This is a genomic window from Solibacillus isronensis, from assembly GCF_900168685.1.
In the GTDB taxonomy this organism is placed as follows: domain Bacteria; phylum Bacillota; class Bacilli; order Bacillales_A; family Planococcaceae; genus Solibacillus; species Solibacillus isronensis_A.
Map to the genome: position 1 here is coordinate 193874 of NZ_FVZN01000013.1, position 13575 is coordinate 207448.

A 13575-nucleotide genomic window follows, 5' to 3' on the forward strand; every position below is an offset into this window, starting at 1 on the left:
AAAGCTAATTTTGTTCATAAGTTTCACGGAGGACATAATTTCGTTCCGGACGACCGACAGTACCGTAAAGCAGTTTCGTCTCCAGAATATTCATTTCCACTAAATACTCCAAATACCGTCTTGCTGTTGAGCGGCTTGTCCCGATCACTTCGCTTAACTGTGTCGCCGTAAGCTTTGTATACTTTTGCTCCTTAAATAAGTGAATGACCTGTTCGAGCGTAAAGGTATCGATCCCTTTAGGCAGTGCCTTTTCCGCCGTCGTCGAATGATTTTTCCGGTAAAACAGCGTATCCAGGTCCTGCTGCGAGAAATGTGTTTTCTTGTGAAAAGCAGCTTGCATCAGATGAAACTGCTGGAATGATTTTTGCAGTCGCGCTTCATCAAACGGTTTCACAATATAATCAAATACACCATATGTATACAATGCTTCCACATGCGCACGCTCGGTTGCTGCCGTCACCATGATGATCCGGATATTCGGAAAATGTGTCCTTACATACGCAACGAGTTCATAGCCTGTAACATCCGGAATATATAAATCCATCAACAGAACGTGCGGTGGTGTTTTATGCAGGAGTGCTTCCTTTAATAAGGCCCCCGTTAGAAATTGCTGCACTTGTGCATCCGGCTGAACCGCTTTAATATAGTCGGCATGAATCGCCGCAATGCGAAAATCGTCTTCCAGTAACCAAATTTCCATTGAATCACTTCCTTTGTAAAATGATTAAAAAGCAGGCCCCGCCTAAATCGCTTTCTTCTATCAACAGGGAACCGCCGACTTTTTCAAGTGCCTGTTCACTGATTGCCAGGCCGTAACCCCGATCATAGCCGTCCTTTGTCGTAAACCCGAGTGTAAAAATCTGACTGGCCGTTTCTTCACCAATTCCCGGTCCATTATCATGTACTTCAATCATCAGCTCATGGCGATATTGATGAATAAACAGCTTAATTTGCTTGTCCGGTATATTTGTTTGATCCAATGCATCGATCGCATTTTGCAGGACATTTCCTAAAGCGGTCAATAATGCATCCACTTCTTCATCATTATAATCGATTAAAACGTCCTCTGTTTCGATTGTAATCGTAATGCCGCGCTCTTTTGCTTCCGATATTTTCCCTTCGAGTAACGCCTGCAGCAATATTGAAGGCTGTGTTGCAAGTGCCTGCTGCTGTTTCGTTGAATCCTGCTGCTCCTGCCTGATAAATGCAATCGCCTCATCAATATGAGATTGCTTTAACAAGCCTAGAATCACGTGCAGCTTATTCGCAAATTCATGTGTTTTAGCCCGCTGCATCCGCGCCTGCTGCTTCACCAGTGTCAGCTCGTTAATGACCGTTTCGTATTCAAGCTTAGCCCGCAAAATATATAAATAACCGAGCTGCTTCTCAAGCTTCAACGGCGTTTTGGTAATAATCATCTCCTGCTGCTGCAACGGAATTTCCAGTGCCCGAATGACCTCTTCTTTAAATAGCTGTTCAGGAAGCAGCTTATGTAATGAGATACCTTCTGCCAGTGGTGAAAGGAGCTCCTTCGCACGTGTATTCGAGATCACCACTTCATTGTTCAATGTCGTTAAGATGACCCCATCCGTCGTTTCCTCAAGGATTGTATGATACGCCGAATAAAGCTTGGCAATTTGTGCCGGCTGCATGCCGAGCAGCTGATCCTTTACATAAAGTGATAATAGCACCGCACAGACAATCCCGAAAACCGCGAGCAGGAGCGTGATTTGAAGCCAGCCGAAAAAGGCTGTATCAATTGTTCTTTGTATATCTTTCGTTAAAAATCCGACCGAAACTACTCCGACAACATTGCCGTCAACGATGACCGGTACTTTCCCTCGGATCGATTCCCCCATCGAACCCGTTGTAACGGAAACGATAGACTCTTTGTTAATCAGCGCCGAATCATTATCCCCGCCGACCATCGACAAGCCAATCTTTTCAGGGTTCGGATGGGTGTAGCGAATTCCGTGGTCATTTCCGATGACAACGAAATTCGCACCGGTCTGCATTCGGATGTCCTCTGCAATCGGCTGAAGAATGGAGGACGGATCTTCCGCAGAAAATGCTGCAACGACATCCGGCCGCTCAGCAATCAAGTACGCACTCGTTAATGCCTTCTCCCCCATCTCCTCAAGTATCGATTCATCCAAATAATGATTGATCAACAACAAAAAAAGCACACAAATCGTAAATACGATACCGCTGATTGTCATTAGAAGACGGGTTGTTAGTGATTGTTTTAGGCGGGTTATCATGGGCGAGCCTCCTTTTGCCTAGTGTTTTTTATAGTTTACCATGTACAATGATCTCATTTAACAGGATTCACTATGAGATTACCTCAAAAAAACACGTAAAACCTTTTATGAGTAAGGTTTTACGTGTTTTTAATAACTATGCTAACTCGCGGTACCAGAACCGTTGGGCCGCTATCGCTTCAATGAATTGGGGTACGAAATCCTGCATCTCTGTTCCTGTTATGACACCCGGCTGGCCTAAAATCTGGTTTACACGCAGCCATTCAATACCCGCTCCCGTCGCACCAATTGGCTTGTAATGTGAATAGGCTTCATCAATGAAGTAGGCTGCATCCTTATTGAACATGACGTTTGTGTTACTTCCTCTTACCATATAAACAGCATCAAACAGTACGGATTTTGCAGTTAGGAAGGTATGTTCAGCTTTTACGACCACTCCGTTTGTTCCGTGTACCATCCCAATATGTTCGCTAATAATTTCCGGAATTATGCCTTGGTTAATCAATTGGTAGAGCACATAGTTAACTTCCGGACCATTGAATCCCTCTGTCAAAATGATTGCTACTTTCCTTGTTTGTACGGATTTCACTGTATTTTCCTGGCTGAGTGCCGGAGAGGACTTTGTTACAGTTGAGCCGCCCCTTGTAGGAGGTTGTGACCCGATATTTATTGCAAAGGCGGTTGCCAGTTCCATATCTACATTGGCGAACATATTCACTACCTGCTGTTTAACAGATTCACTTTTCACTTTACTTAGTTCAAAACTGAACGCTTCAATGATATGCATTTTTTCAGGTGGGCTCATACTATTCCAGAAAAGAGTCGCTTGTGAAAAATGATCGGCAAAACTTTCACTTCGAGCCCGGATTTTCACACCGTCCACTCTTTCCTGATAAGAGGCATATCCGCCTTTATCCGGACTTACAGGTGAAGGGGTGTTCCCAGCTAATGAATTTCGGTGATAACTCACTTTCCCAAGATTAATCGTCTGGCGGTGGAAGCCTTCCCGCTGATTGTTATGGAATGGGACAACCGGTCTGTTAATCGGGATCTCATGGAAATTCGGTCCGCCCAGACGGAGTAATTGTGTGTCTAAATACGAAAATAGCCGTCCCTGTAATAATGGATCATTTGTAAAATCGATCCCTGGTACGACATTCCCCATATGGAAAGCAACCTGTTCTGTTTCTGAAAAGAAATTATCTACATTCCGATTTAACGTCATCTTTCCAATAATAGTTACAGGAATATCTTCTTCCGGCCAAATCTTTGTCGCGTCAAGGATATCAAAGCCGAGACTGAATTCGTCCTTTTCAGCAAGAATCTGAACACCTAGTTCGAATTCAGGGAAAAAGCCGTTTTCAATTGCGCCCCATAAGTCATTCCGGTGAAAGTCCGGATCAATGCCCGCCAGTTTACGGGCCTCGTCCCATACTAAAGAATGCGTTCCCAATAAAGGTTTCCAATGGAATTTTACGAAATGTGCTTTTCCTTCCTCATTGACGAGACGAAATGTATGCACACCAAACCCTTCCATCATGCGGAAACTGCGTGGGATGGCACGGTCTGACATGATCCACATTATCATATGGGCCGATTCCTGGTTATTCGCGACAAAATCCCAAAACGTATCATGGGCAGTCGAAGCTTGCGGTATGTCATTATCAGGCTCCGGCTTAAATGCATGTACAAGATCCGGGAATTTTATGGCATCTTGGATGAAAAAGACCGGAATATTGTTGCCGACCAGATCGTAATTCCCTTCTTCCGTATAGAATTTCGTTGCAAATCCTCTCGCATCACGCACGGTATCCGCAGAACCACGTGATCCATTGACAGTAGAAAATCGAACAAATACAGGCGTCTTTCTAGAAGTATCCTGAAGGAATTTCGCTCTTGTATAATTTTTCATGCTCTTATATAACTGAAACTCCCCATGCACACCAAAGCCACGTGCATGGACAACACGTTCTGGAATTCGCTCATGATCAAAATGCGTTAGTTTTTCACGAAAATGAAAATCCTCGAGTAAAGTTGGCCCCCTCACGCCCGCTTTTAAAGAGAATTCATCCTCCGACACTTTTAACCCTTGATTCGTTGTAAGATCTTTTCCCCTATCATCTGTTCGGAAAATATCTAATTGTTCATCTTTACTGTTCTTGCGGTTATTTTGCTCATCCACTCAATATCCCTCCTCAACATTAAATGGTATGAGTTCATGGAATAATTTATGTAAAGGGCCGTCTGTATTTGCAACAGCATAAAAATAAAAGGACTCGGTGTATTAAGCGAGAGGGCTATTACTAAAAAAATGCTGCCCGGTCATTTCTCACCGAACAGCACTTTGTATTAAATACTGAATAATCAGTCTTTTTAAAGCGCAACTAATTTATGTTAATCGTTTTCCGGAAGTTGTTACACGTACTTCTTTATTGCCTTCTGCTTGAATTTCGATATTCGCTTTCGGCATTGTTAATAAAATCAGGATACCGACAACTAAAATAATTGCCAGTGCAAACATGCCTGTTTCTAAAACAAACATACCTAAAATTGTTGGTCCTACAAATCCACCAAGTGCTGCAAATGAGTTAACTAGTGCAATTCCTACTGGTGCTGTTGACTCGGTGAAGAAGAATGTTAAGTACGCAAAGAAACTACCAGTAAAGCCGTAAAGTCCTGCTGATGCAAGTGACAACATGGCAACCATTGGCCATAGAGTCGTAGAAAGGGCACAACCTATGAAACCGACCGTAGCAATGATTAAACATACTACTAAATGCTGTTTATGCTTCCCTGTCCGGTCAGCATTAAGCCCTGTAAAGATAATAGCAGGTATACCGACTAGCGATGGTAACATGGCCATCCAACCAATTTCCATATTCGTTGTATTAATAGCGGAGAGTGATTTAATAATCGTTGGCACCCAGAATGACAACCCGTATACTCCTGTATAGCCAGCAAAATAGAATATCGCTAACTTCCAAACAGTTGCATCTTTTAGCATCTCCAGTTTAGACGGCTTATTCAACCTTAACGCTGCTTGTCGCTCTCCCTCTAATTCACCTTCCAGCCATTTAATCTCTTCTTGTGTAAGCCACTTCGCTTTACTTGGACGATCTGTTAAATAAACTAATGTAATCACACCTAAAATTAATGCTGGAATCCCTTCTAAAATAAACATCCAGCGCCAGCCCTCTAAACTTGCCCAAGCAATGTTATCAATAATCCAGGCTGATAATGGAGCACCGATTAATCCTCCAATCGGCAGGGCTAACAATAATACAGCTGTTGCTTTACCACGCTCACGTTCGCGGAACCAATAAGTTAAATATAGAATAATACCAGGAAAGAATCCGGCTTCCGCAACACCTAGTAAAAAGCGTAAAATGTAAAGATGTGTAGCTGATTGCGCAAACCCAGTAAGAATAACTATGATTCCCCAAGAAAGCATTATACGTGCAATCCAAATTCTTGCCCCTACTTTATGCATAATCATATTACTAGGGACTTCAAAGAAGAAGTAACCGATAAAGAAGATACCCGATAGTAACCCAAAGACTTCAGCAGTTAATGCTAAATCTGCATTCATTTCTAATGCAGCAAACCCTAAATTTACTCGATCTAAGTAGGCAATGATATACAGGATTAAAATAAACGGTAAAATACGAGTCATCGTTTTCTTCGTCGTCTGTTTTGCTAAAGCGCTTTCATTCATAGCTTTACCCCCATATCTAATTGAATTTTTAATCGGTCTTGCAATTGTTCAATCGTAAGGTCACCTAACAATTCACTCACAATTACTTTTTCGTCCTCAAATTCAAATACCGCATATTCAGTTACAAGCATCTCTATCCTGCGAATACCGCTTCTCGGATAAGTTAAGCTTTCTACAATTTTTGGCTCGCCATCTTTTGTAAACAATGTTGCGGCTGCAATTACTTTTTTAGCCCCTACTACTAAGTCCATTGCTCCACCAACACCTAAAATCGGTTGCCCCGGTACAGCCCAATTGGCAATTTCACCTAAACGGTTCACCTGTAAAATTCCTAATACAGCTACATCAATATGACCACCTCGAATCATTGCAAAAGAATCGGCACTACTGAAAAACGATGCATCTTTTGTAATCGTAACTGGTTCTTTTCCCGCCGAAATTAAATCTGCATCAATCTGACTTTCTGAAGGTGGTGGCCCCATTCCTAATAAGCCATTCTCCGATTGTAGATATACTTCTTTTCCTTCAATGTAAGAAGTCACTAACGTAGGAATTCCGATGCCCAAATTCACGATTTGACCATCCTGCAACTCCTGTGCAATGCGTTTAGCAATTACTGCCCGTGGATCAAATGCTGACATAGCGATCCCCCTCTTTCACATAGTTAGACTGCACAATATAATCTACATAAACATGTGGTGTTACAATTGCCTCAGGATTTAGCTCGCCTACCTCTAAAATTTCATCAACCTCTACGATGACCGTTTCTGCGGCGGTTGCCATCATTGGATTAAAGTTTCTGGCAGTCGTATGATAAATTAAATTTCCTAGACGATCTGCTGCTTTCGCCCGAATAATGGCTACATCGCCCTTGATAGCTTTTTCAAAAATATACGTTTCTCCATCGATAACTCGCTCTTCTTTATTAATTGCCAACTCAGTGCCTACAGCCGTTTTCGTATAGAAGCCGCCAATTCCAGCGCCTCCACAACGAATCGCTTCCGCTAATGTTCCTTGTGGTAAAAGTTCAATTTCTAACTTACCTTCTGACCAAGCAATAACTGCCTCTCTGTTCATTGTAAAAAATGAACCAATTGCCTTTTCAATTTTCCCTTGTAAAAACAGTTTGTGTAACCCAATCCCATGATCCCCTAAATTATTGCTAACTACATGTAACCCCTTCACATCGGTTTCAGCCATTTGATCAATAATTGTCAATGGTGCACCTGACAAGCCGAAGCCCCCTGCTAAAATAACCTGGTTGTCCTTGAATAACCCACTTAGTTCTGAAAGATTTTGGATGACTTTGTTTTTCAATTTTGACCCCCCTCATCTTAAAAACTAGACTGCAGTCTAATTTTACAATAGAATAAAAGAGAAGTAAATGTATAAAGGATGATTTTATTGATTAATAGAGAAAATAAAATACATAAAACAGAAAATAAAAGGGAGTTTATCATTAGAATTGCCATGCAGTTGTTTAAAGAAAAGGGGTATAAAAACGTAAGCGTCGATGAAATCGTACAAGCCTGTAATTCATCCAAAGGTTCGTTTTACCATCACTTTAAGTCAAAGGCTGAAATATTAAATGAGCACTTTGCATTGGCCGATAAGTATTACGAACAACTGTATAATGAATTACCAACACAACTAACAGCAAAAAGACGATTACAGCTCTTTTTAGAAAACGTATTTATCTATTTAGAAGAAACGTTTGGGCGGGAGTTTTTGTCGGTAGTTTACTCTACTTCTTTAGAATCCGAAGCCCATTTATATTTCAGGAATCCAAACCGTAAATTGTTTATGTTATTTGAAGCATTAATTGCCGAAGTTATTGAAGCTAGCACAACAAAGCCTTCGTTATCAATTAAACAATTAAAACTCGCCTTCATTCAGCTCTCGATGGGTGTTATTTATTATTGGTGTACTTTCCCCGAAGATCGGTCTCTCCAGGAAAGTGGTGCAAGTGCATTAGAGCATTTTTTAAATGGGTTCAGTTAATAAAAACTCAATGAAATGGACCCTACTAGTCCGTTTCATTGAGTTCTTTTATTGGAAACTTCCCCTGCCGTGAAATACCCGGGTAAAGTGCCAAACTTGAACTAACCCAATTTAATTTCAAAACATCCCCCACAATTCCCCCGAAAACAAGTACCATTTTTCAATTGTTTCATATGATTTATATGAAAGGGGGAGAAGGTTATCGTCTATACGGAAACGATTGATCTTCAAGGTCATTTATTTACTGCTGTAACGGTTAATTTACCTAAAACAACGTTGCTGACAATTTCGAATGAACGTGGGTACATTATGTGTGGTGCACTTGATGTCGGACTGTTAAATGAAAAGTTGGCCGATCGTAAAATCATTGCTGGGCGTGCAGTGGGTGTTCGAACGATCGATGACTTACTTAAAGCTCCACTGGAATCCGTCACATACGAAGCGAGAGCGTGCGGCATCGAAGAAGGTATGATTGGTGAAGACGCGTTATTAAAAATGATTTAGCCATACATGTGAGCTTTCAGGTATTGAGCTCCATGCAAAAAACCGCTCTTTCAATTTCTTGAAAAAGCGGTCTATATTTTTATTGTAATTAAATCGCTTTATTATAATAAGAAGCTTTTGATCCTTTACTTCTTTTTACGGCTAGAAGCTCTTCCAATTTCTGAATATATTCACGATCTGCTGATATTCTTGTAAGGCTTGTTAATAAATATGGTCTTAACCCGGAATTGATTTTTTGACATCGCGCAAGATTGATCAAATACTTGGCCATCTTAAATGACTTTAGGTGCGTATGTCCATTTTTAAATTCCTTCTTCGTATTGACGACCATAAATTCCTGCTTGCGCCCTTTATAAAAAGGAATAATAATAAACTCATCTTTTTTAAAAATTTGATTCATATTATCCTCATCCTTTTCTTGAATATATTCAAAAATGAACTTTTCCATACGGAGAAATAGTGATCACCCCGTTTCCCTTAATGCCCCTCCCGCCTCTCCTCTTTACTGGTCTTACGTTTCCATACCCTATTTACCGCTTACTTTATTCCATCTTCAAATAAAAAAGCACTTTTTTAGCGATTATTAACAGTTCGGATATGTTTTTACATTTAGTTAATATAGGATATTACAGAGGAAACGCATTTGACAGGACAAATGCTTGAATCTCACTGAATTTTCTGTAAAATTAATTCAAGTTTTATCCACTACCTGTAATTTTTTGCTCGCACACTACATTTACGAGGATTGAGTTGGGCTTTCTTTATCGTTCTCTGCATGGCTGTATAAACAATAAAGTTCCGCTTATTGGTATTTTACTGGTAAAATAAATGGAATAGACTGAAAAACCGTACTTATTTTCCGGGAACACTTTATTCATTGAAAAAAGGCTGCATTAAAAGTAATTGTTTCTTTTAATTTAGCCCGTTTAGTAAATTTTATTTTATGAATATTTTTCTTTTACTTGGTCCTAGATTATTCACACCCAAATACAAAATCCCCCAGAAAAATCGTGACAGGTAGTGACCCCTTAAAGTTAGAGTTTTTATTATGCAGCTAATTGGCTGGCATGTGTCCGATATTTTATCGGGCTCATGCCGGCCAGTTTTTGTTTAATTCGATCATTGTTGTAGTAATCGATATATTGCTCAATTCTCTTTTGTAACACTTCGTAGGAGACTAATTCTTCCCCGTAATACATTTCCTGTTTTAATAAGCCAAAGAAGTTCTCCATTGCGGCATTGTCTGCACACGTTGCTTTACGAGACATGCTTTGGAAAATCTTGTTCTGCTTTAAGGTTTTGACCCATGATTTATGTTGATAATGCCAGCCTTGATCTGAGTGAATTGTTGTACGATATTCAGCTCGTTCTTGAATGATTGGGAGCGCTTGTTCCAGTGATTTCATGACGAATTCAAGCGTCGGCCTCTTGGACATACTGAAACCGATAATTTCTCCATTATATAAATCCATTAGGGGACTCAAATAAAGTTTCTCACCATTTGTACATTTAAATTCAGTTACGTCAGTCACTAGTTTTTGAAGGGCGTATGGCGTATAGAAACGTCGGTTTAATCGGTTTTTTGCGATTTTTCCAACAGTGCCTTTATAAGATTTATAACGTGATTTACGTCCAAATTTCTCGCATTTCAAATTCAAATCCCGCATAATTCTTTGCACTTTTTTGTGATTAATCGTATAATCTTTCGCCTTTAGCTGTGAGTGAATTCGACGATAGCCATAACGACCTTCATGTTCCTCAAACAGCTCTATTATCAACGTTTTCAAAGCTTGATCTGGATCTGCTTTCGCCATTTGTTTCATGTGATAATGATACGTTGCTTCTGGTAAATCGACACGCTTCAATACATCTTTTAATCGGAATCCTTCTTCTTTGAGTTCAAAGGCAATCACTGCTTGTGCTTTTCGAGGAAGGCATCCGGGTTCTCTCGAAAAGCTTTCAACTTTTTTAAATAGGCGACCTCCAATCGAAGCAGTTCATTTTCACGCTCCAACTGCTCCTCACGTGACATTTCTTTTTCTTTTTTAATTGATGTTGTTTTTGTTTTTTTAGACATAGATGGGCGCCCCTTTGCTTTTTCTTGCAGGCCCTCTATCCCTTCTTTAAGAAATTTACTGTTCCAATTGGCAATTACACTCGGGTTATTCATCCTAAATTGAATCGCCGTCTCTTGATAAGAAGCACCTGTTTGTTTCATAAAGTGTAATACATCCACTTTGAATTGAACAGAATAAATCGTCTTCTTTTTCTTAACAGCTAATCCTTTACGTCCAAACGCTTTGTAAGCACGTACCCAACGTCTGACTATAGAATGATCAGAAAGTCCGTATTTTTTCGAAACTAATTTCATCCCTAATGAACCTTCTAAATACTCTTGCACAACGCTCCATTTAAATTCTTCACTATATTTAGCCATAAAAAAATCACCCCAAAAAGTTAGTTTTTACTCTAACTTTTGGGGTGCAGCACCACAACGGCTTTTCTGGGGGGATTCTCTTTTTTCACTTAAAAGATGAAAAAAGAATCCATTTCTGTTGCTCTTACGTTTTCTTTTGTAGGAAATATAGGATTAACTGCAATGGGTATTGCCGACGCAAACAATGGACATTAACGGTAATATAGTTGATTTAATCTATAAATCAACTGATAATGGTGTAATCATCGAGTTACATAAACAATCAAGTAATATGGTAATGGTAATGGCTAGTTCTAAATGGAAATGTACATTAGGAGTTCTTGGCGGTTATTATTCTGGGGCATTAGCTGGGCTAGGAGCTGGTGCCGTTGGAGAAACTATTATCGGTGCAGCAAGCGGAGCTATGATAGGCGCCTCATCATCTTGTTTTTAATTAATTTATAGGAGGAGTTCTATGTTAGATAAATGTTTTAGTTGGCCTATGATAGTAGCTTATTTTGTTGTTTGGAATATGTGGATTTTATTGCTTATTGCATTAGAGGTGGATAAGGCTTGGATTATTCTTAACCCACTACACTTCGCTTTCTTTTTCAACATAGTTTATGGAATTACTTATCAGATAAAAGCTAAAAAAACGGATAAAATGAATAGTTCACCTCTATAAAAACTCAAAACAGCGAAAAACACTGATTAACAGTGCTTTTTGCTGTTTTATTTAAATTATAGCCGGAAATTCTCCAACGACTTATCAATTTCATCACGTTAATCCCTATATGTTTTAAGGTAAAGGTTGGAGCCTAATGATTAAATAACATTTTCAACGTTACCATCGCAAAATCTTCAATTTACTGAGCTAATCTTATATAATTTTTCATACATTTAAAATCATCTTTTAAGAGGGTCGTACCCCTCCTTCAAATACAGATATGCAACATTAATAATATGCACGATTTTATACAATAAAGTCAATGTTGCAACATTACCCAAAACACAATCAAACTGTTGCTGGGACTGGCTTTGTTTATACGCGCATAAAATTACGTATAAACAATATACCAATCGAGTAGGAGGGAGTGATTAACTCCCGACCTCTCACACCACCGTACGTACGGTTCCGTATACGGCGGTTCAATTAAGATGAATAACGCAAAGTTGCGTAACGAACTCGCAGACTTTTCAGCCCTTGGCTTTCCCAAAAGGAATTGCCGAGGGTTCTGTGTAATATGGGGCTTTTTGAGATGCGCCAGTACCCTTTCCGGGTATTTCCCCATTCGTATGCTTTCCCATACGGTACTTTTAGACGAATGAGGTTTCTGATTCTTGTTCGAGGTTTCTTCCAATTCTTCCACAGACACATACGTAATCTTCTTTTAATCCAACTATCTAATAGCTTAAATATAGAGAGTGTGTCCGCCAACGCAAAGTACCCACACCATCCAATTAAATATTGGTTTAACTTCTCGATTCTGTCCTCCATAGAATATGGTTTCTTTCTTGAGGTAATTTCTCGTATTCTCTTCTTCATTCGTTCTAAACTAGTCTTCGCAATTCTAACCTTCGGTTCTTTATGATTTGTAAAACTAAAGCCGAGAAATTTACGATTCCATGGACGGTCTACGGCAGATTTCTTTTTATTTACCTTTAATCGAAGTTTACCTTCAATGAAACGTAGTACGCTTGCCATCGTTCGTTCTCCAGCACGTTTAGTCTTCACATAAATATTGCAGTCATCTGCGTAGCGAACGAATTTGTGACCACGACTTTCTAATTCTTTATCAAGCTCATCTAATACGATATTCGAAAGCAGGGGGCTCAAAGGACCACCTTGTGGTGTTCCTTCGTCTGTATTTACTACTACGCCATTTACCATCACGCCTGCTTGAAGGTATTTACGAATCAACTTGAGGAGTGATTTGTCCTGAATTTTCCTCGCTAGTACCGCCATAAGTCGGTCGTGGTTTACTTTATCGAAGAATTTCTCTAAGTCCATATCTACTACCCAACGGTATCCTTCTTTTATATAGCCTTTCGCTTTTCGGATTGCGTCATGTGCACTCCGCTTTGGGCGAAATCCATAACTATAGTCAGAAAATGTTGAGTCATATTGTTTTGATAAAATCTGCGAGATAGCTTGTTGAATCAAACGGTCTGTCACGGTTGGTATTCCTAATAGGCGCACACCACCGTCTGGTTTCGGGATTTCGACACGACGTACTGGCTGCGGTTCATAGGTTCCATTCAAAATCTGCGATTTTATGACTTCCCAATTTTCGAGGATGTGCGGTCGTAGGGTTTCTACGGGCATCATGTCTACTCCATGGCTTCCTTTATTCGCTTCAACTCGCTTGATTGCTTGTATCATGTTTTGCCGTTCTAGAATTTGATTCAACATCACCATTTCGTTCCTTTCCGTGAATAACTGGTCTTCTTATACCTAGTTGAACTACACCCTCCGCAAATACCCACATGGGATTCACCATTACTTTCTAAGCGCGAGGTTTCTCCGTTTTCTGTGCTTCAACGTTCCAACTAGAATGCCAAGGGCTATTCTCTCTTAATTGTTCGGTCCTTCCAAGAAACTCTAGATTTCCTTGTACTATGACCTCTGCTGACTTCTGACAGTTCAGTTACTTGTCACCAAGTAGGTTATGAAGGGT

General features: G+C 40.0%; 14 protein-coding genes. 4 read left to right on the top strand and 10 right to left on the bottom strand.

Going from position 1 to position 13575, the window contains the following annotated elements; all coding sequences use genetic code 11:
- Window positions 1–4 precede the first annotated feature (4 nt).
- The 6 genes from B5473_RS07550 to B5473_RS07575 all read right to left on the bottom strand — a co-directional run bounded on the left by B5473_RS07550 (window position 5) and on the right by B5473_RS07575 (window position 7293).
- The gene (locus B5473_RS07550; RefSeq protein ID WP_079524319.1) at window positions 5–700 is read right to left on the bottom strand and encodes a response regulator; all 696 of its coding nucleotides are present in this window, start codon (window positions 698–700) and stop codon (window positions 5–7) included.
- Window positions 701–704: 4 nt separating this feature from the next.
- Entirely contained in the window at window positions 705–2261 is a 1557-nt protein-coding gene (locus B5473_RS07555) for an ATP-binding protein (RefSeq protein ID WP_079524320.1), read from the bottom strand.
- A gap of 136 nt (window positions 2262–2397) precedes the next feature.
- Window positions 2398–4443: a catalase gene (locus B5473_RS07560; RefSeq protein ID WP_079524321.1), complete on the bottom strand. Its 2046-nt coding sequence runs from the start codon at window positions 4441–4443 to the stop codon at window positions 2398–2400.
- Window positions 4444–4650: 207 nt separating this feature from the next.
- Complete coding sequence (locus B5473_RS07565) at window positions 4651–5976, bottom strand: MFS transporter (RefSeq protein WP_079524322.1); 1326 nt, start codon at window positions 5974–5976, stop codon at window positions 4651–4653.
- A complete protein-coding gene (locus B5473_RS07570) occupies window positions 5973–6617 on the bottom strand; it encodes a 3-oxoacid CoA-transferase subunit B (protein WP_079524323.1) in 645 nt (214 codons plus the stop codon). Before B5473_RS07570 ends, B5473_RS07565 begins: the two co-directional genes overlap by 4 nt.
- Entirely contained in the window at window positions 6604–7293 is a 690-nt protein-coding gene (locus B5473_RS07575; protein ID WP_079524324.1) for a CoA transferase subunit A, read from the bottom strand. The genes B5473_RS07570 and B5473_RS07575 overlap by 14 nt, the downstream gene beginning before the upstream one ends.
- Window positions 7294–7380: 87 nt before the next feature.
- Here B5473_RS07575 and B5473_RS07580 point away from each other — a divergent pair, with 87 nt between their 5' ends.
- Both B5473_RS07580 and B5473_RS07585 read left to right on the top strand, forming a co-directional pair.
- Window positions 7381–7977: a TetR/AcrR family transcriptional regulator gene (locus tag B5473_RS07580; protein ID WP_176142050.1), complete on the top strand. Its 597-nt coding sequence runs from the start codon at window positions 7381–7383 to the stop codon at window positions 7975–7977.
- 201 nt (window positions 7978–8178) lie between these two features.
- The gene (locus tag B5473_RS07585) at window positions 8179–8481 is read left to right on the top strand and encodes a YunC family protein (protein ID WP_079524326.1); all 303 of its coding nucleotides are present in this window, start codon (window positions 8179–8181) and stop codon (window positions 8479–8481) included.
- A gap of 88 nt (window positions 8482–8569) precedes the next feature.
- Here B5473_RS07585 and B5473_RS07590 read toward each other — a convergent pair whose 3' ends face one another.
- From B5473_RS07590 to B5473_RS07600, 3 genes are all read right to left on the bottom strand, one after another.
- Entirely contained in the window at window positions 8570–8929 is a 360-nt protein-coding gene (locus B5473_RS07590) for a hypothetical protein (protein WP_254865270.1), read from the bottom strand.
- 598 nt (window positions 8930–9527) lie between these two features.
- On the bottom strand, window positions 9528–10394 hold the full coding sequence (locus B5473_RS07595; protein WP_079524327.1) for an IS3 family transposase: 867 nt from the start codon (window positions 10392–10394) through the stop codon (window positions 9528–9530).
- Window positions 10391–10918: a helix-turn-helix domain-containing protein gene (locus tag B5473_RS07600; RefSeq protein WP_079524328.1), complete on the bottom strand. Its 528-nt coding sequence runs from the start codon at window positions 10916–10918 to the stop codon at window positions 10391–10393. Before B5473_RS07600 ends, B5473_RS07595 begins: the two co-directional genes overlap by 4 nt.
- Window positions 10919–11102: 184 nt before the next feature.
- On the opposite strand from B5473_RS07600, the gene B5473_RS07605 reads away from it, so the two are divergent.
- Together B5473_RS07605 and B5473_RS07610 are read left to right on the top strand one after the other, a co-directional pair.
- The gene (locus B5473_RS07605; RefSeq protein WP_079524329.1) at window positions 11103–11351 is read left to right on the top strand and encodes a hypothetical protein; all 249 of its coding nucleotides are present in this window, start codon (window positions 11103–11105) and stop codon (window positions 11349–11351) included.
- 21 nt (window positions 11352–11372) lie between these two features.
- Window positions 11373–11582 (top strand): hypothetical protein, encoded by a 210-nt coding sequence (locus tag B5473_RS07610; protein WP_079524330.1) that lies wholly within the window; start codon window positions 11373–11375, stop codon window positions 11580–11582.
- A 468-nt stretch (window positions 11583–12050) separates the two neighbouring features.
- On the opposite strand, the gene ltrA is transcribed toward B5473_RS07610, so the two are convergent.
- Window positions 12051–13313 carry a group II intron reverse transcriptase/maturase gene (gene ltrA / locus B5473_RS07615; RefSeq protein ID WP_079524517.1) on the bottom strand — a complete coding sequence of 421 codons (1263 nt, stop codon included), beginning with the start codon at window positions 13311–13313 and terminating at the stop codon, window positions 12051–12053.
- Window positions 13314–13575: the final 262 nt, after the last annotated feature.